The organism is Actinophytocola oryzae (assembly GCF_004364325.1).
GTDB lineage: Bacteria > Actinomycetota > Actinomycetes > Mycobacteriales > Pseudonocardiaceae > Actinophytocola > Actinophytocola oryzae.
Map to the genome: position 1 here is coordinate 26687 of NZ_SOCP01000027.1, position 18556 is coordinate 45242.

The following is an 18556-nucleotide window of genomic DNA, read 5'->3' on the forward strand; positions in this document are numbered from 1 at the left end:
CACCATGCCCATCCACAGCGCCATACCAACCCAGACCGAGAAGGACGTTCCCCGTGTCGCCGTCGTCGGCGGCACGGGGAGCGTGGGCCGCCACGTCTGCGCGGCCTTCGCCGACGAGGGCCACGATGTCGTGGTGATAGCCCGAAACCCGTCGGCCGAGAGCGCGGGCCACGGGTTCGTGGCCATGGACGTCGCCGCGTGCGATCCGGCCGACCTCACCGCGGTGCTGGCGGAGAACCGGATCTCGGTCGTCGTCAACGCGGCCGGCAGCTGGTCCAACGACGAGGACGAGCTGACCACCGCGCACGTCCGGCTGCTCGTGAACCTCGTCGCGGCGGTGTCGGCGACGCCGGGGAGGCCGAGGCTGGTGCACGTGGGCACCGTGCACGAGTACGGCCCGCAGCCTCCCGGCACCTCGGTCACCGAGACCACGGTGCCCGCCCCGATCACCGCCTTCGCGCGGACCAAGCTGGCGAGCTCGCAGCTGGTCCTCGGCGCGGCGGGCCGGGGCCAGGTCAACGCCGTCGTCCTCCGGGTGTCCAATGTGTACGGACCGGATCCGGCGAAGGGCAGCTTCCTCGGGTTCCTGACCGAGAAGCTGCGTGACATCGATCCCCGCGATCCGGACGCGCGACTCGAGCTGACCATCGCCGACGCCCGCCGCGACTACGTCGACAGCCGCGACGTGGCCAGGGCGGTGCTGCAGGCCGCGCGCCTGCCGGTGTCCGGTCAGGTGTTCAACATCGGCAGCGGCACCGCGGTGAGCATGCGCGAACTGGTGTTCGCGATGGTGCGGGCCGCCGGCCTGTCCCATTCGGTCGTGCGGGAGAAGGCGGCCGCCGTGCGGAGCAAGGGCGGTGACTGGACGAGGGTCGACGCGAGCATCGCCCGCGTCGCTCTTGGCTGGCGCCCGAGACACACGCTGGCGGAGTCCGTGCGGGCGATGGTCCCGTCGAGGGAGATCGTATGACCGACGTGTCCGGCCTGGTGCGCACCAGCGACGTCACCCTGCCGATCCGGATCGCCGGGGCGGCGCTCGCCGCATCTCCCCGCCTCGAACAGATCGCCGAGTTCGACAAGTGGTTCGCCGACAGCGCCGCCCGCAACCTGACCACGGTCACCCCCGTGCCGCTCGAGGAGCTGGCTGGCTGGTCCTTCGACGAGCGCACCGGCAACCTCGCTCACGAGAGCGGGAAGTTCTTCACCGTCGAGGGCCTGGACGTGCGGCAGCCGGGCGGACGGGTACCGCACTGGACGCAGCCGATCATCAACCAACCCGAGATCGGCATACTCGGCATCCTGGTGAAGGACTTCGGCGGTGTGCTGCACTGCCTGATGCAGGCCAAGGTGGAACCGGGGAACTGCAACGGAGTGCAGATCTCCCCGACGGTCCAGGCGACGCGGAGCAACTACACCAGGGTGCACAGGGGGAAGCCGGTGCCGTACCTGGCGTACTTCACCGACACCGCGCGCCACCGGGTCATCGCCGACGTGCTGCAGTCCGAGCAGGGGTCGTGGTTCTACCAGAAACGCAACCGCAACATGATCGTCGAGGTCCGCGAGGACGTGGAGGTGCTGGAGGACTTCGCCTGGGTGCCGCTCAACCTGGTGCACTGGTTGCTGTCACACGAGAACGTGGTCAACATGGACGCGCGCACCGTGTTGTCCTGCCTGCCGTTCTCCGGCATGGACCTGGTGGGCCTGTTGCCTTCCGGCGACGACGACTTCCGCGCGTCCCTGGTGCGTTCGTGCAGTGAGCTGTCCGGGAGCCGGCACGGCACGGACACGATCCTGAGCTGGATCACCGAAGCCCGTGCCCGCGCGGACACCAGCGCGTCACGCATCCCGCTGCGCGACGTCCGTCGGTGGGTCCGCTCGCCGACCGGTATCGCCCACGAGACGGGGCTGTACTTCGGCATCATGGGCGTGGACGTGCACGCCTCCGGTCGCGAGGTGGCGCGGTGGTCCCAGCCGATGCTGCGCCCGTCAGGCGACAGCCTCGCGGCGTTCCTGGTCAGGCGGATCGACGGCGTGCTGCACGTGCTCGCCAACGCCCGCGTCGAACCCGGCTACTTCGACGCGGTCGAGCTGGCGCCAACGGTGCAGTGCACGGTCGGCAACTACGCCGACGTGCCACCGGCGGACCGCCTGCCGTTCCTCGACGAGGTGTTGACCGCCGACCCGTCACGGATCCGGTTCGACGCCACCCACTCGGAGGAGGGCGGCCGCTTCTACCACGCGAGAACCCGTTACGTCGTCGTCGAGACCGACGCCGAGCTGGCACCGCGCGAGTACCCGGACCACCGGTGGCTGACGTTGAACCAGCTCGTCGGCCTGCTGCGGCACAGCCACTACGTCAACGTGCAGGCACGCAGCCTCGTGGCGTGCCTGCACAGCATGTTCGGGCGCGAGTGGCAGCGCCCGAACGTCATCGTACGGTGAACGACACCACGGGGGCGGCCGCGTCGCCCAGCTCCGGCAGCCGGACCTCGACGTCGTCGCAGGAGACCCGCCAGCTCACCTCGTCGCCGGTGCCGAGCACCGTGGCGCGGGCGCCTGCCGGCGGGCGGCACTTCACGCGCGAGTGCGGTGGCTCCTCTACGTCAGGCTGTCGGGGTCCAGTGCTCGGAAGGGTGCGGCCACACCTGCCTCGCCACCGCGTGGGCGTCCCACTCGGCCTCGGCGTGGAGGATCAGGCCGTCGGCGGCGAACGTGAAGGTCTCGGTGCCGGAGAACCTCGCCGGCGTGTTCATGTGCGAGACCGCACTCATCCGCCAGGTCACCTTGGCGTGCCCGATCTCCATCCGGTCCACCGTGTAGCTCGGCTCGATTTCGTGGAAGGAGTCGAACAGTGAGTTGACGAAGATCGCCAGCTTCTTTCGCCCGACGACGGGCCGGGTCCCGTTGATGTCGACCAGCACCCCGTTCGCGGGGTCGAACAGTGCCGTCCACGCCGAGGCGTCGCGGTCCCTGAACGCCTGGAAGTACGCGTCGATCCGGGTTCGCACCGTCTCGTCCGGACAGCGCTGGGGTGTGGCCCGCGGCGGGTAGGGATGCAGCCCGGCGTCACGTTCACCGTCGAGAACCATCCTCCCGGACACCGCCCCGTAACGGATGCCGGCGATCAGGGCGAGGTCATGACGTGCCTGGTCGAGCTCGGGCAGCAGCGGCCTGACGGCGTGGGTCGCCAGTCGTTGGACCTCGTTGCCCAGAGTTCCTCTCGTGTTCGTGCCGAGCACCTCGAGCACGAGCTGGTAGTGGTGCAGGAGAAACGTCTGGCACCGCTTGGCCAGGCTCGCGACGGCACGGAGGTACCGGTAGGCGACCGGATCCGTGCCGGGATTGTCGAGAAGGGCCACCAGCGGCAGGTCCTTGCCGGCAAGGAACTCCCGCAGGGCGGAGAGCAGTGTCACCGGTCGGCGGAACATCTCGTGCACCGCCCTGGAGTGGGCGGCCGTGCCGTCCCGGAGGCGAACCCGCAGCGGGTGGAAGTCGGCGGGAACCATCAGCTCCAGCATGTCGTTGTTGAAGATCACGAGCTCGACGGCACGGGTGGCCAGGTCGACGTCGCGTGCCGCTTCGACAAAGCCGCCGGCCGCCGCCTTCACCGCCGCGTCGTCGATCTGGTGCAGAGCGATGCGCAGCCAACATTCGGTGAACTGGTGCACCGTCCGGAACAGTGCGTCCTCCGGCTCCTGCCAGGGATTCGCCCGCAGTCCGAGAACCACCTCGACACGGGCCCGGTGCTCCGGCGTCAGCCGTGGCCAGGGGACCGCCGTCAGCGCGGCGCCGAGCGCCTCGGCGTGCCGGGTCGGCAGCGCGCCGAGAATGCGCTTTCCTTGCGCGGTCAACGGTGGCGTGGACCTCGGCGTCGGCGTCTCGGCTGCGTCGCCGAGGAGCTCGGCGATCAGCGCGCACGAGTCGACCGCACAACGCACGACTCGGGACAGTCGTTCCTCGGCACAGGCTTCGGCGCGGTTGTCGTCCAGGACGTCTCCCGCCAGCCGCAGGCAGAGCTCGACCGCCTGCAGACCCGCGATGACGACCGATCGGTCCCGACCATCGCCATCTGACTGCCATGTCGCCTGCAGCTGCGGCAACATCACGTAGACCTCGTACGGTGACACAGCGGTTGGCGAACTCACCGATCGCTCCAGTCGTCGAGATGCTTCACCACGATTGCGGGTACCCGTGTGAAGACCAGCGCTACGGTGTCACTGGAACCCGGTGTTGCCGCCCCGCGCGGAATGTGGTGTCGGGAACGGGATCTCTATGATCATCAGCCTAGTGCATCGGTGCCGCGCCGGGCAACGGTCTCGTAGCCCGACGCGGCGGCGTCGCCGTCACTGTGGACGTTCGGCGGTGACCGTCCACCGCGGTGTTCGACACCAAGCTCCACGTGCCACCCAGCAGGGCCCGCCCGGTCATGGGCCCTCACCCCTCTCGCGCTCGACGTGTGCGACGACAGTGCCACGAACCAGGCTGTGCGGCCAACGAAACTGCGCGTTCTCGCAGTCGTCACGCCCTTTTCACCACGGCCCCCCGGCGTGACGGCGGGTGCCGCGCTCGCGAGCTGTCGCGGCGGTTGCGCACACCGTCGGGTCCGGAGGTCTTCTGGGCAGACCGCCAGCACGAAGACGCCTCCCAGTGGATCGAGTGCGGCCCGACGGCGAACACTCGTCGTCACTACGTGGCGTTCGGGCGCCTCCTCCGGGCGTCCCTCGTCCTCCTCCGCCGACCAGAACGGATCAGACCCCAATGGACAGACGGGTAGTCGTCACCGGCTTGGGGGCTGCCAACTGTCTGGGTGGCACTGTCGACCACATCTTCGCCACCCTGATGCCCGGGCGCGGCGGCGTGGTTCCCACGATGCGGTTCGACGCGGCTCGCTGCCCGGTGAGGGCCTCCGGCGAGATCATGGACACCGGACCGGTCGACCGCGGGATCAGCGAACAGGATCTGCGTACCCTGGAACGGCACCAGCGGTTCGCGCTGGCCGCCTCCGACGCGGCGCTCACCGGCGCCGGCCCGGACCCGCCCCGCATCGACGTCGTGGCCCGTCGGAAGTCGCCGCGGCGGTTCGACCGCTACGGCGCCGCCATCGGAACGTCCATGTCCAGCACCGAGGTGGCGGAGCACGGCTCCCGAGTGGGGTCGCCCCGGCTGTTCGACATGACCTGCCCAACGCGGCGACCTCGCTGCCGTCGGTGCGCCGTGGACTGTGTGGCCTGCTGGTCGCCGTCTCGGGTGCGTCCTCGGCCACGCACCGGGACCTGTCGCCCGTTCGACAGCGAGCGCCACCGGCGCGTCGGGTGCCTTCGAGGTCATGCCGGCACTGCTCGCCTCCTGTCGCGACGAGGTGCCGCCGACCAGTGGGCCACGTGCGCCCGATGCGGCCTGTGAGCTGGGACATGCCATCGGCCGCGGGGTCGGCACCTCCGTCGGCGTGGCCATCTCCACGAGCGTGGCGATGGGCGGCAGCCACTCCGCGATCGCGGTCCGGGGCGCCTGAGGTCCGCACACGCCCGCTGGTCAGCGGAGCGGCTGACCGCTTGATGCCGGGAGGAGTGCGGTCGTGACGAATCTGCCCGACTTCCTGCAGGAGTTGTTGTTGGTGACGGTGGGGATGCCGTGGCCGGAGGGTGACGAGAAGGACCTCGAGGCGTCGTCGGATGCGTGGATGGCCTTCAAGGGGGACGTCGCGGACGTTCAGGCCCGGTACCGGGCGGTCGCCCGGCAGTTCGACACGGTGATGGCGGGCACGACCGCCGAGCAGGTCGTCGACCTGTACGGGTCGATGGTGCCGTCGCAGCTGGCGCAGGTCGTGGACGCTGCGGACAGGTTCGCCGCCGCGATGCTGCGTGCCGCGGCCGACTTCCAGAAGACCAAGATCATGGTCGTCGCGATGCTGGTGATGTTGGCGGCGGCCATCGCGGAGCTGTTGGCGTCGTTGTTCGGCGCGTTCCTCATCCCGGCGGTGGTGGCGGTCTTCCGGCTGGGTATCGCAGTGGTGTTGCGTCAGCTGCTGGTACGTCTGGCGTCCTTCGGCTTCCGTGAGCTGGCGTTGCGGGTCACGACCAGGAGCGGGCTGGCTCAGCTCGGTCGGCTGGGGCTGCGTGCCGGCGGCCAGCTGGCGGTGGATGTCGCGAAGTACGGTGCGATGGGCGCGGCGTTCATGGGTGGTCTGGACATCGCTGTCGACGGTGTGCAGAACACGATGCACACCGCGGGTGGCCAGCAGTTGCGGGAGGGGGTGGACTGGACCGCCTTCGTCATGGCGTCGGTGCTGGGGGCCCTGGGCGGCGGGTTCTTCGGGGTGGGCCGGTCGATCGGTCGTGGGCTGGATGTCGTGTCGCGTGACTTCCGGCGGGCCGTCGGTGAGGAGATCGAGGCCATCGCGGGCCGGGAGGTGCGGTCGCGGGCCGCGCGCGGGTTCCAGGGATTCGCCGATCTCGGGTATTCGGGGATGCAGGTGGGGATCGGCGGTGCGGCGGCCAACCAGGCCATCAACGTGACGCAGGGTCCGCTGGCCGAGGCGTTGCGGCAGCTGTTCCCGCCTGCGGACGGTGCGTCGGCGGACAGTGGTGCGCCGATGCCGATGGCCGCGGCGACCGACGGTGCGTTGAGCCTGATGTCGAGGGCGCAGGGTGCACGGTTGTCCACACCGAACCTGTCGGTGGGTGACCTTTCCCTTGGCGACCTGTCCATCGGCGATCTCACGTTGCACGACGTCACGACCGCCTCCCCGGGCGTCGCCACCACAGCGACCGGTGCGGCGTCGACGGGACAGGCCGGTGTATCTGGCGACTCGCCGGCCTCGCCGGGGCAGAAGGGCGCCGACGCCGGGCAGGGCGATGGCGGACGAACCGAGGCGACACCGCGAACCGTCTCCCAGGAACTGCATCAGCCCGCCGAGCCGCTCGCCTCGATGGTCGACGACGTGCCGGTTGTGGGGGATGCGCCGGCTGTCGAGAGTGCCTCGGCTGTCGGGAGTGCGGCGGTTGTGGAGGGCGCATCGGTCGTCGAGAACGCGCCGGCTGCCGGGAGTGCGTTGGCTGTGGAAGGTGCGGCGGTCGTGGGGCGGGCGGCGACTTCGGAGGGTGCGACGGTCGTTGGAGGCGCATCGGTCGTCGAGGGGGCGGCGGTCGTGGCGACCGCATCCGGCGTGGAGAGCGTGGGCGGGACGTTCGGCGCGGCTGACCCGGTGGCCCACGACGGTGACGACAGGTCGTCCGAGGCGGTGGGCACCGGCGGCGTGGCAGCGCTGGCACCGGCTCCGGTGCTGCCGGTGCAGCCGCCTCGTGTCGAGGTGTCGCAGGACTTTCTGGCGTGGCGGCCGAGGTTTCCCGGTGAGACGCTGGGGATGTTCGTTGGTGTCGAGGAACTGCCGGCCACCAGGAGTCGGACGGAGTTCCCCGCCTTCGCCGCGGCGGACGGCGCCTCGTTCGCCCGTGACGGCAGGGCGCTCACCGACTCCCGTGCCGTGAGCCACCTCAAGCAGTGGGTCGTCGAGAAGGCCTGGCAGTCCCAACCGGACGGGACCGCGCTCTACGGCGCCGGGCACGTGGCGGACATGGTCGGTCCGGAGGTCGCCACCGATGAGGTCGTTCAAAGGTGGTGGGCCGAGGCCGGGTTCACGCAACCGGTGCGCGCCTCCCTCGAGAGCAGGTCCGCTCAGGTCCCGGTGGCCCGGCTGATGTCGTGGGTGAACGGCCCGAACGGCTCGCTCGCCCAGTTGACCAGGCCGGATCCGCAGCGCCCTGGAGCTGGGACCTACCTCGGCCCGCAGGAGATCGCACTGGCCTACGCGCTGCTGCCCGTCGAGACCAGTCGGCTCACTCTCACGCAGTTGGCGGACGAGATCGTGCTGGAGCACGTCGGCAAGCGCTCCGCCGGCCGGCCGGTCACCTTCGCCGGTGGGGCTGGTCCACGCCAGGAACACGGTCCGGGCGCTGGTGAGTCCTCACGAGCGGTCTGGTCGACGGAACTGCCCGACGACTTCTCCGCCGAGCGTTTCGCCGCACTGCCGGACTCCGTTCTCCCGGGGGTGCCGGAGACCTCGGTTCGCGTCGGACCGGTGGTCGTGTGGCGGCCGAGGTTCCCTGGCGACACCCTGGCGACCTACGTCGGGCCGCGACGCATCCCGTTGCCTGGCGGAGTCGCGCCGGACTTCGCGCCACCGGTGGAGCTGGCGTTCGTCCGCGACAGCACCGGTTCCTTCGTGGACCCGGACGGTGAGGCGTTGGTGTACCGGTGGGTGGTCGGGATGTTCGGGGCGGTCAACCCGGACAGCGGGTTCCTCTACACCCCCCAGGAAGTCGCCGCCCTGTCCGGGCTCGTGGACGCCGGCACGGTGACGGCGTGGTGGGGCGCGGCCGGTCTGCCCGTCGAGACCCGCCACCACCTCTATGGGGCGGCGCCGTTGCCGGTCGCTGTGGTGGTGTGGGAGCCGGTCGCGGACGAGGACACGCTGACGACGGTCTTCGGCCAGGAGTTGTCCAGGTACGCGGTGATGGCCTGGGCGATCGCGATGGCCACGAAGATCGACGAAGCCACCGGGCTGTTGTACACGCCCGAGGAGGTCGTTCGTTTCTCCGGCGGTCGGGTGCACGAACGCCTCCTGGCCGTCTGGTGGTCGAGCGCGGGTTGGTCCCCCGAGGCGCGGCTGCTGTTGCGGGAGCAGCTCGACCGGGAGGTGCCGGTGGAGGTCGAGACGTGGCAACCCCGGTGGCCGGGCGAGACGCTGTCGATGTTCCTGGGGCAGGACCCGCCGCCGGCGCACCGGCAGGCGGATCACCAGCCCTATCCGATCCCCGCGAGGCTGTCGTTCGCCCGTATCCAGAAGCGGCACTTCGTGAACGGCCGTGCCAGGCACTGGGTGCGGACCTGGGTGGTCAGGCAGGCCCTCGGCGTCCTCGGCTCGGAGGAGGCGGCGCGGCGGTCCGGTTTGGTGTCACAGCGAGCGGTGGAGATCTGGTGGGAGGAAGCCGGGTTCCCCGTGAACGTGCGCCGGGACCTGCTCAACCGGCGCGTCGAGGCGCTGCGGCTGGTCAACGCGCGACAGGGCGAGGCCGGCGGGTTCACCGGCGCGGTGGCGTACCTCAACCCGGAGGATGTGCACCAGATCTTCGTGCGGCTGGGGGCTGAGGCGGACGGCCTGTCCGTTCAGCAGCTGGCCGACCGGATCGTCCACGAGCTGCCGGCCGCCAGCGGCACCGACCAGAGCCGGTCGTCGGGGAAGCGGCGGGTCGACCGGGTCGACGACCTCCCGAGTGGACGGTCGCGGCCCCCGATGCCTGACGCGGCGGTGTCCGTCCAGACCGCAGGGACCGTCCCGGGTTCCCGTCGGGTGGACTGGCTCTGGCCGCCGGACGGTGGTCGCGAGGTGGTCGAGGCATGGGTGCGTGGTCAGGCGGCGGTGTCAGATGGCCGCCTGCGGCAACTCGGCGCGCAGGGGTGGGAGGGTCACCTCAACGCCGCGACCGAGGTGGTGTCGCGGTACTACCGTGCGCCGCTGGCGATCGAGGGGATTGGTGGCGGTCCGGGCGCCGGGCGCCTGCGGGGCCTGGTCGCCGACGTCCGCGTGCTCGTCGCACATCAGCTGCTGGACCACGGTCCCGTCGCGGCGGAGGAGTTGGCGAGGGTGGTCGCCAACCGGTTGATCGGGCGGTCCGGCGAGCCGCCCGGGGTGGACGACGTGGTGGCGTGGCGACCGAGGTTTCCCGGAGACACGCTGGCCTCGTTCGCGGCCGAGCTTGGCGTCGTGTTGTCCGGAAGCGCCGTGCGGGCGTGGGTGGTCGAGATGGGTACGGCGATCGACAGGGAGACCGGGGCGCTGTACGGGACCGAACAGGTCGCGTCGCTGTCGGGGTCGGTTGCCGAGGATGTGGAGCGGTGGTGGGCCGAGGCCGGGTTGACCGAGAACCTGCGTGCGCAGTTCTTCGGCGCGACCACGTTGGACCAGAACGTGGTGCGGTGGACGCCGAGGTTCCCCGAGGAGACGTGGGGGATGTTCGTGGGCGTCGAGGAGCTGCCGGCGGGACGGACGAGACAGCAGTTCCCGGTGTACGTCGTGCCGAACGTGTCGTTCGCCAAGCGCACCGATCGGCGATTCGTCGACCCGGCGGCCAGGGAGCTGTTCAGGGCGTGGATTCTCTGGATCAGTGGTCAGTACCACAAGGGACGCCTGGTCCCCATCCACGAGATAGTGCGGCTCGCCGGTACGGTGACGAGCTTCACCACGGTGGACAAGACGCGGGCCGAAGCCGGGTTCTCCCAGGCGCCACGCGTGGAACTGGCCGCGGCGGCCAACCCCGCCGCGGCGGGGCTCCGGCTCGGTGACGACGTGCTCCGAGAGTTCGCGGCCTGGGAGCGGAGATTTCCCGAAGAGACGCTGAAGATGTTCGCCGGCCTGGCCGATCCGCCTGCCTATGTCAGTGGTTACCGGACGTTCTCGGCGGCGGGGGAGATTTCTTTCAGCCAGGTCAGCAACAAGCACTTCGACGACCTGCGTGCGAGGGCCCTGCTGAAAGCGTGGGCGGTCAGGATGGCCTGGGACGTCGCCGGACCGCTGAACGCCACCCTCGGCCAGGACTCCGTGTTGGAACAGATGGGAGAGCTGATCAAACGCAGGACGTTGAGGGACTGGTGGAACGAAGCCGGGTTCACCTCGGACGTGCGTGCCATCCTGACGGCCCGGTCGGCCGACCTCCCGGTGCGGGACCTCGTTCCGTGGGTGAGCGGTCCCCAGGGTTCGCTGGCGCGGTTGTCCGCCAGTGGCCGGACATCTGCCGCTCCCGAGGAGATCGCGTTGGCGTACGCGCGGTTGCCCGACGCGGTGACGCGAATGACCCTTGCGCAGGTGGCGGACGAGATCGCCGTGGAGATCGTGACGAGGAGGTCCGCCGGTGGGTCCGCCGCGCTGGCCGGTGCCGCCGACCTGTACCGGGGCGAGCCGCCGCCGGACAACCGGCCGACGGGTGGTGAACCGTCCTCGGGGCCGCGGCACCGGGACGGGGAGGCGGGGGCGTCGCGATCGGACACCATGTCGGTGGTGCGGGACACGCACGGCCGCGACACCTTCTTCGTGTTCGGCCACGGCACGGACCTGGCCCGGTCGTTGCGTGCGGTGGCGGCGGGCGGCGACGCCGCGACGAAGCTCGTCCTCCGCTTCGAGCGGGACGATACCGCGGGTCCGGTCCGCGAGGCCGCGCCGTGGAGCGTCTCGTTCACGGATGGTCGCACCCCGCCGTTGTTCCTGTTCCTGACCGTGCGGGACGGGCGGTTCGTCGCGGACGACGGCGAGTCACCGCGGACGATGTCGGTGCGGGAGGTCGCCGAGGCGGCCGTGAGCGCCACGAGTCCCCGAGTCGACGGCACACGGCGTGCCGTGCTCAGGCCGTTGGTCGTGTTCACCACCTACCGCGCCAACGAGCGGAGCGGGCGTGCCGATGCCGAACGGCTCACCGCCGAGGTGGTCGAGTCGATGGCGGGGCTCACCGGCGGACCGTGGCCGGGGTTCCACCACGTCGGCACACGCCCGCCCGTCGCGGCGTGGGAGGGCGGGACGGTCCTGGCGACACGGGGCGAGCCGTTCGTCGAGCACGGCGTGTTGTCCATCGACGACGTGATGATGACCGCTCTGGGCCGGGTGGCCGCGTTCCCGACGGACCCGGCGGCGATGGACGTGCTGACCGCGTTCGTCGAGCGCGGGGCGCCGGAGCTGTTCCGCCTGCCGGGACTGGCGGGCGTCCACGACCCGGTGGTGGTCGTGCTCGACGGGCACGACGGCGGTGGCCACGTCCGCCTCGCGCTGGCGGCGGGGGAGTCCACTGTGGAGCTCGGCGGCGGCCGCCTCGGCGAGATGTTCCTCCGCTCGGACGACTTCCGGGAGATGCTGGGTGCACCCGGCCGCACCGTGGTGGTGGTCGTGCGCAACCCGTCGCGGCGGGTGGGGCGGGGAGGCGTCGGCTACGACCTGGCGACCGCGTTGCGGCGGGCCGGCTTCGACAACGAGGTGCTCGTGCTGGCCGGCGACCTGCGCGTCACGTCGGACGGCCCCCGGTTCGGGCCCGGCGCCGACTTCCGGCGGGTGTCGGTGCGCACCGTCGACGAGGGATCGGCGGCACTGGCACGCGAGGACGAGGCCACCTACCGGAAGGCGATGACCGATATCGCCGCCGGGCGCCCACCGGTGGAGTTCTTCGTGGACGGTGTGCCGGATGGCGTCAGCTCGCGGGAGGGGACGCGGATCGGGCTCGAGGTCGAGGTGCGCGTGGCCACCCGTGGCGGCGTGCCCGACACCGACGCGTTCGACGCGGTCGTGCAGGCGATCGGTGCCGACGCGCGGGACGCGGGGTTGATCGACTGGGTCGACGGGCAGGCGCTGCCGGACGGCCACCAGCCCGCCACCGACAAGTGGCTGATGACGCGCGAAATCTCCGACGTCAACGGGTTGGAGTTCACGACGCCGGTGCTGGCTCCGGAACACCGGCCGTGGCATCAGCTCGTAAACCTGTTGTCACTGATCGACCACGACGACGTCGACACCACGACGATGGGCGGGCACGTGAACACGAGCTTCGTCGGCCACACCGAACCCGCGACCTACGCGTGGGTCAGCAGGCTGGTGAAGGCGTTCGAGGCGACCCTGTACCGGCTGGCCAACGTGCCCGGCGGGCTGGGACACCGCCGTGTACGTGTCGTCGGACCGAACCCGTTGCCCCTCGACCCGGCCGAGGTCCACACGGCGGACGACGTCGCGAGGCTGAGCCTGAACAAGTACGACGCGGTCAACTTCACACACGTGCGGGGGGACGACGTCACCGACCGGCTGGAGTTCCGGTTCTGGAGCGCCAGCAAGGAACCGGCGGTGTGGCAGGTGCGGACGGAACTGAGCCTGGCGATCCAGCGTGCGGCGCAGAACCCGGCCAACCACGAGCGGCTGACGGAGCTAGCCGAGGAGCCGGACCTGTTGTGGCACCCCGGGATCGAGCACGTCACCGACGAGGTGCGGTGGCAGCGGTTCCAGGAGTTGCTGAGCCTGCTGGACCTCAGCCCGGCGGCACGCCGGCAGGCGGTCCAGCTGTACGCGTGGACCCAGCCGTGGCAGCGCACGCCCGAGGTCGACCCCACCCTGCGGTCGGTGTCCGTCGTCGCGTCCGACGAACGGGTGTACTTCCCGGCCCCCGGCGAGACCGTGGCCGACGCCGTCACCGCGGTGACCTCGCTTCCCCACCTGCCCGAGGTCCAGGTCGTCAAGGCCACCGTGGCGTCGGAGGTCCGGCTGTGGGACGGCGGCACGGTCAGCTTCCGCACGTTCGCTGAGGCGCTTGACTCGCGTTTCGACCGCCGGGCGGAGACCTACGCACTCCTGGTGCCTGGCGCGAACGTCCGACCCGAGCCCGAGGAGCTGAGCCTGGCCGAGACCATCGTGGACGAAACGCGTGCGGCGGTGCTCGTGCCGGCCGGCGCGATCGTGGAGACCGCGGACGGGCGCGTGCTCTCCACCGGCGGGTGGCTGCTGGTCGACGTGTTCGCACTCGACGACGGGGCCCGCCACCTGCCGGCCGAGGACCTCGTGGACGCCGTGCTCGCGGCCTCGGTCGAGGAACCCGAGGGCTCGGACGGTGTGGACGACTGGGACGGGCCGGAGAGCTGGCTGCTGGAGGAGACACGATGACCGGGACGATGACCGGGACAATGACCGGGACGGTGACGGCGCCTGTCGCCGCGATGCACGGGTTGCTGTTGCGCATGGCGGCGTTCACGCGGGACGAGGTGCTGGTGGCCGCGCGGCGCCAGCTCGCGGCCGGGTCCTCGGCAGGAGCGGCCGAGGCCCTGCTGGCCGAGCACGCGACGCTGCCCCTGACGCTCGACGACCTCGGCGTGCTGTCGGCCACCGGTGTGGCACCGGGCGCGGTTCGCCCGGTGCCCTCGGAACCGCCGGTGCCCTGGCGGTTCCGCGCGGCCCCGGGCGACGGCGCGGCCGACGTGCGGATGACCGCGCTGGTCGGCGCGGTCGGCGGGGAACCAGCCGTGCACGGGCTCTGGCGTGCGCTACGGCTGCCCTGGAAGGCCTCGGCGACCACCACCGCACGCCTGGTGCACGTGGTCGAGGCCGGTGACGGTGATCTCGCCGGCCTGACGGGGCGGTTGCAGCTGGCGCTGTCCCAGGCGGGTGACCCGGTGCCGCTGGTGGAGGTCGTCGCCACCGGCGCGCAGGCGCCTGCCTACCAGCGGATGGCCCGCGCGTACGGCGCGCTCGTCTGGGCGGCGACGGCGGAACCGGAGATCGTCGTGGTGCACGCGCCGACGTTCTCGCCGGACCACCCGGTCCTGGCGGCCGACGACCGCGACCGCGTGCTGGCCTACCTGCGCGCGGGCACGGTGCTGCTGCGGTCGTCGGCCACCGAGACGGACGTGCGTGATCCCGGGCTCGGCCCGGTGGTGCCGTGCGGCTACCGGACCGACGGGGTCTGGATCTGGTCGGACGCGGTCACCCACTACCTCGACCGCCACGGGTTGGCGCCGGATCCGCGACTGCTGGACCGGATCCGGTCCGCCCGCACGGAACCGCCGGTGCTCGACGCGGTCGCCGTGCACCGGGCGCTGTCCAGGGTGCTCGCCTCGGCGTCGTCGCGCTGAGGCGAGCACCCGGGAGTCACGCGGACTCGTCGCTCACGGGCGGAAGACGACGGGCATGCTCGACCAGCCGTTGCGGATGAGGTTCGTGACCGGCGTCGGCTCGCCGGCCAGCTCGACCCCGGAGAAACGGTCGAGCAGCGCGTCGAGCACGATCGGTGCCTCGGTGCGGACGAGGCGGGCCCCGGCGCACAGGTGGATGCCGACGCCGAACGCCAGGTGCCTGCCGCTCTCCCTGCGCCTGATGTCGAACCGGTCGGGATCGGGGAACACGGACTCGTCCCGGTTGGCCGCCATGTACATCAGGTACACGTGCTGTCCCTCGCGGATGAGCTGGCCGTTGATCTCGACGTCCTCCGTCGCGGTCCGCAGCATCGCACGTGCCGGCGTGACGTAGCGCAGTGTCTCCTCGATCGCCTGCGGCATCAGCGAACGGTCACCGCGGAGCAGCTCCCACTGCTCGGGGTGCCTCGCCAGCTCGTGGACCAGACCGGACAGCAGGGACCGGGTCGTGTCGTTGCCCGCGGCGAGCATGGTCATGGCGAACATGACGACGTTGGCCTCGGACACACCCTTGGCGTCGAGCTCCGCGGACAGCAGGGTGGTGAGGAGGTCGCCGTCGCCGGGAACGCGACGCTTGGCCTCCATGTTCTCGACGATGAACCGCTGCAGGCTCTGGAACTGCGCCGACGCCGCACGAAGTTCCTCGAACGTCAGGTCCCCGCCCAGCTTCTCCAGCTCGTCACTCCAGAACCGGACGCGTTCCATCTCGGTGTCGGGCAGGCCGATCAGCTCGATCGCGGCGCGGATCGGCACCAGGTCCGCGTAGGACACCCAGTCGGCCGGGCTGTCCGGGACGATCCCGGCCACGAGGTCGCGGACGTACCACACGAGCGACTCCCGCACCCGCTTCAGTGCCTCCGCCGAGAAGGCCGGCGCGATGACGCGGCGCAGCTCGGCGTGCCGAGGCGGGTCCGTGGTGCCGACCTGCTCGCCGCACTTGGGGAAGAAGCTGTCGGTGATCAGCTCGTCGCCGGCCTGAGCCTGGTACTTGACGTCGTTGAGGAACAGGCCCTTCGAGTTGACGAACACGCTTGGCCGGCCGGCGACGGCCCGCACGTCGGCGTGCCGGGTCACCACGAAGGTGTCGAGCGGCTCGTAGAAGTAGAACGGCGCCTCGGCCCGCATCCATGCGAACGTCGGCCACGGGTCGTCGAGGTAGAACTCGGGGTCCTCGATCGGGATGGCGGGCGAGCTGATGGTCATCGTGACACTCCTGTGAACCTCGGTCGTTGACCCACGCGCGCCCCAGGATGGTGGAACGGACTTCACAACCGCTCCATTCGTGTCAGCGACGAGACGGGAAAGTGTTCCCCCGGTGAAGACCTTCGCCGGGACGTGCGGCCGGTGATCGAAGTCCTTGACATCGACCGGGCCGGAGCCGCATCCTTGCTGCGGCGACCTCGCTTTTCGTTCGAGGAGCCCACTTCTGCGAGTCACGAGTTCGTGCGCAACTCATTTTCCTTTGCTGGCATGCGAAAGCGGCGGCGGTGTGCGGTCGGCGTCGCCTTGGAACAGAAGACGCGGGAGTACGGGATGGCTGAACGGGTGCTGGTGACGGGCGCTTCCGGCTACATCGCGGGGCACGTGATCGCCGAGTTGCGGACGCACGGGTACGAGGTGCGCGGCACCGCAAGGCGGCTGGTCGACGGGCTCGAAGACGTCGTAGCGGTGGACCTCCTCCGCGACGACGGGTGGGCCGAGGCGGTCGAGGGGTGCGACTACGTGCTGCACGTGGCCTCGCCGGTGCCGCGTGGCGTGCCCAGGTCCGACGACGAGGTCGTCCGGCCGGCCGTGGACGGCACGCTGCGGGTGTTGCGAGCGGCGGCCGACGCCGGGGTGAGACGGGTCGTGGTGACCTCGTCGGTCAACGCGGTGACGACCGGACTTCCGGACGACCGCGTGCACACCGAGGCGGACTGGTCCGATGTGGACCGTTGTCCGCCGTACCAGAAGAGCAAGACGCTCGCGGAGCGTGCCGCGTGGGAGTTCGCCGAGTCCACCGGGCTCGAGCTGGTCACCACCCAGCCCGGCACGGTGGTCGGGCCGCTGCTCGGCCCGGCGGCGGTGTCGTCCGCGGGCGTGGTGCTGTCGTTGCTGGCCAGGCAGTTCCCGGCGGTGCCGAACATCGGCTCCGCGATGGTCGACGTGCGGGACGTGGCGGTCGCACACCGGTTGGCGATGACGACACCGGCGGCGGCCGGGAACCGGTACATCCTCGCCGGTGAACACCTGTGGCTGCGCGACATGGCACGGTTGTTGGCCGAGGTGTACAACCCGCGCGGCTTCCGGGTACCCACCGGCGCGATGCCGACCTGGCTGCTCTGGTTGGTCGGCCGGTTCGACCAGACCGCCCGACAGGGCATGCAGTTCGTGGACCGGCGCGAGCTGGTGAGCGCGGACAAGGCGCGGCGCGAGCTGGGCTGGACCATGCGTCCCGTGCGCGAGAGCATCCTGGCCACGGCCGAGAGCCTGATCGAGCACGGGCTGGTCGGTGTTCCGGCGGTGCGGGGTGGGGAAGCAGTCGAGGGCGGCGAGCTGCTGGGGCCGGCCGGGGCGGTGTAGTCCGGGGTTCGGCCAGAGGTGTCGCGACAGGCCTTGACCCAGCCCAGGTTTCCCGCCCCCGATGCGCGACCCACTGACCTTCGGGCACCTTCGGTGGAAGAACGTCACCACTTCGGTCCGCCGTGGACTCCTCGCGCCATACGCTGCTGACCGCGGGACCGCGTGCGAGTCGGTTCGGGCGCCATCAGATCGTCGACGACCTGAGAGGTGTGTCATGGAACAGCCCGTTGCCCAGGAGTCCGAACAGGACGCGCTGGGTGTTTTCGCGTTGAGCGAGGCCATGTTGCCGTCGCGCGCTCTGCACGTGGTGGCCGAACTCGGCGTCGCGGACCTGTTCGGCGGCGCGCCTCGGGCGGCGGCGGAACTCGCCGAGACGGCCGGCGCCGATCCGGTCGCCCTGCGGATCGTGCTGCGGCTGCTCGCCGGGCACGGCCTGTTCCACGAGCCTACGACGGGAGTCTTCGAGCTGACCGGTCGTGGTGAGCTGCTGCGGTCGGACCACCCCCGGTCGTTGCGTGCGTTCGTCCGGACCCAGGGCGCGGTGTTCGACGCGGTCGGTGCACTCGAACACAGCGTGCGCACGGGTGAGGTCGCGTTCGAGCACGTGCGCCGACGGTCCTACTTCGAGCACCTGCGGGAGAACCCCGACCAGGACGCGTTGTTCAACGCGGCGATGTCCGACCTGAGCCGGTTCGACCAGGACTCGATCGTGACCGGCTACGACTTCTCGCGGTACTCCCGGATCGTCGACGTCGCCGGTGGTGACGGCACGCTGCTGAAGGCGATCCTCGCAGGCCACCCCGGGCCGGTGGGGGTCCTGTTCGACCAGGAGCACGTCACCGCGACCGTCGCGCCGACCGACCGGATGACGGTGGTGGCCGGCGACTTCTTCGGCGACATCGTGGCAGGCGGTGACCTGTACCTGATGAAGAACATCATCCACGACTGGGCCGACGACGACGCGGTCGCGATTCTGCGCGCGTGCCGGAAAGTGGTCCCCGACCACGGACGCCTGGTGCTGTTCGAGCGCATGATGGCGGCCAACGAGGGGCCGACGCAGAACAACCGCCTCAGCCTGCTGATGTACGTCACCTTCGGGTCGCGTGAACGTACCCGCGTGGAGTTCGAGGAGCTGTTCGCGGCGAGCGGGTTCGCACTCGACCGCACTGTCGCGGTCGGGCCCGTGACACACGCCGTCGAGGCCGTGCCCGTGTAAGGGTGGTTTCCCTGGGGATCTGGTCCCGCGGTCGGCGGCTCCGCCGGAACGGACGCGTCGCTGGTTACCGTC

At 70.8% G+C, this 18556-nt stretch carries 11 protein-coding genes; 8 read left to right on the plus strand and 3 right to left on the minus strand.

The genetic code is table 11. The annotated features are described in order from the left end of the window. Nucleotides 1–4: 4 nt before the first annotated feature. Nucleotides 5–970: an NAD-dependent epimerase/dehydratase family protein gene (locus tag CLV71_RS43955; RefSeq protein ID WP_133908915.1), complete on the plus strand. Its 966-nt coding sequence runs from the start codon at nt 5–7 to the stop codon at nt 968–970. Further along, the gene (locus tag CLV71_RS43960) at nt 967–2442 is read left to right on the plus strand and encodes an NDP-hexose 2,3-dehydratase family protein (protein WP_133908916.1); all 1476 of its coding nucleotides are present in this window, start codon (nt 967–969) and stop codon (nt 2440–2442) included. The genes CLV71_RS43955 and CLV71_RS43960 overlap by 4 nt, the downstream gene beginning before the upstream one ends. Here the strand turns inward: CLV71_RS43960 and CLV71_RS48210 are convergent. Together CLV71_RS48210 and CLV71_RS43965 are read right to left on the minus strand one after the other, a co-directional pair. After that, a complete protein-coding gene (locus tag CLV71_RS48210; RefSeq protein WP_166664504.1) occupies nt 2429–2578 on the minus strand; it encodes a hypothetical protein in 150 nt (49 codons plus the stop codon). The genes CLV71_RS43960 and CLV71_RS48210 overlap by 14 nt on opposite strands. Before the next feature lie 25 nt (nt 2579–2603). After that, a complete protein-coding gene (locus tag CLV71_RS43965) occupies nt 2604–4145 on the minus strand; it encodes a nuclear transport factor 2 family protein (RefSeq protein ID WP_133908917.1) in 1542 nt (513 codons plus the stop codon). Between the two features lie 613 nt (nt 4146–4758). On the opposite strand from CLV71_RS43965, the gene CLV71_RS50855 reads away from it, so the two are divergent. The 4 genes from CLV71_RS50855 to CLV71_RS43980 all read left to right on the plus strand — a co-directional run bounded on the left by CLV71_RS50855 (nt 4759) and on the right by CLV71_RS43980 (nt 14646). Continuing rightward, the gene (locus CLV71_RS50855; protein WP_133908918.1) at nt 4759–5403 is read left to right on the plus strand and encodes a beta-ketoacyl synthase N-terminal-like domain-containing protein; all 645 of its coding nucleotides are present in this window, start codon (nt 4759–4761) and stop codon (nt 5401–5403) included. Next, nucleotides 5327–5512 (plus strand): hypothetical protein, encoded by a 186-nt coding sequence (locus CLV71_RS48215; protein WP_166664499.1) that lies wholly within the window; start codon nt 5327–5329, stop codon nt 5510–5512. The genes CLV71_RS50855 and CLV71_RS48215 overlap by 77 nt, the downstream gene beginning before the upstream one ends. A 63-nt stretch (nt 5513–5575) precedes the next feature. After that, nucleotides 5576–13681 (plus strand): WXG100-like domain-containing protein, encoded by an 8106-nt coding sequence (locus CLV71_RS43975; protein WP_133908919.1) that lies wholly within the window; start codon nt 5576–5578, stop codon nt 13679–13681. Then, nucleotides 13678–14646, plus strand: coding sequence for a hypothetical protein (locus CLV71_RS43980; protein ID WP_133908920.1), 969 nt, complete (start codon nt 13678–13680; stop codon nt 14644–14646). Before CLV71_RS43975 ends, CLV71_RS43980 begins: the two co-directional genes overlap by 4 nt. A gap of 33 nt (nt 14647–14679) precedes the next feature. Here CLV71_RS43980 and CLV71_RS43985 read toward each other — a convergent pair whose 3' ends face one another. After that, nucleotides 14680–15909 (minus strand): cytochrome P450, encoded by a 1230-nt coding sequence (locus tag CLV71_RS43985; RefSeq protein WP_133908921.1) that lies wholly within the window; start codon nt 15907–15909, stop codon nt 14680–14682. Nucleotides 15910–16239: 330 nt separating this feature from the next. On the opposite strand from CLV71_RS43985, the gene CLV71_RS43990 reads away from it, so the two are divergent. Together CLV71_RS43990 and CLV71_RS43995 are read left to right on the plus strand one after the other, a co-directional pair. Then, a complete protein-coding gene (locus CLV71_RS43990; RefSeq protein WP_133908922.1) occupies nt 16240–17268 on the plus strand; it encodes an NAD-dependent epimerase/dehydratase family protein in 1029 nt (342 codons plus the stop codon). A gap of 214 nt (nt 17269–17482) precedes the next feature. Beyond that, nucleotides 17483–18484, plus strand: coding sequence for a methyltransferase (locus tag CLV71_RS43995; RefSeq protein ID WP_133908923.1), 1002 nt, complete (start codon nt 17483–17485; stop codon nt 18482–18484). Nucleotides 18485–18556 lie beyond the last annotated feature (72 nt).

Bases quoted from the DNA above. Each gene is read 5' to 3' on its own strand.
- CLV71_RS43955 (WP_133908915.1), top strand. From the start codon at position 5: ATGCCCATCCACAGCGCCATACCAACCCAGACCGAGAAGGACGTTCCC.
- CLV71_RS43960 (WP_133908916.1), top strand. From the start codon at position 967: ATGACCGACGTGTCCGGCCTGGTGCGCACCAGCGACGTCACCCTGCCG.
- CLV71_RS50855 (WP_133908918.1), top strand. From the start codon at position 4,759: ATGGACAGACGGGTAGTCGTCACCGGCTTGGGGGCTGCCAACTGTCTG.
- CLV71_RS48215 (WP_166664499.1), top strand. From the start codon at position 5,327: ATGCCGGCACTGCTCGCCTCCTGTCGCGACGAGGTGCCGCCGACCAGT.
- CLV71_RS43980 (WP_133908920.1), top strand. From the start codon at position 13,678: ATGACCGGGACGATGACCGGGACAATGACCGGGACGGTGACGGCGCCT.
- CLV71_RS43985 (WP_133908921.1), bottom strand. From the start codon at position 15,909: ATGACCATCAGCTCGCCCGCCATCCCGATCGAGGACCCCGAGTTCTAC.
- CLV71_RS43990 (WP_133908922.1), top strand. From the start codon at position 16,240: ATGGCTGAACGGGTGCTGGTGACGGGCGCTTCCGGCTACATCGCGGGG.
- CLV71_RS43995 (WP_133908923.1), top strand. From the start codon at position 17,483: ATGGAACAGCCCGTTGCCCAGGAGTCCGAACAGGACGCGCTGGGTGTT.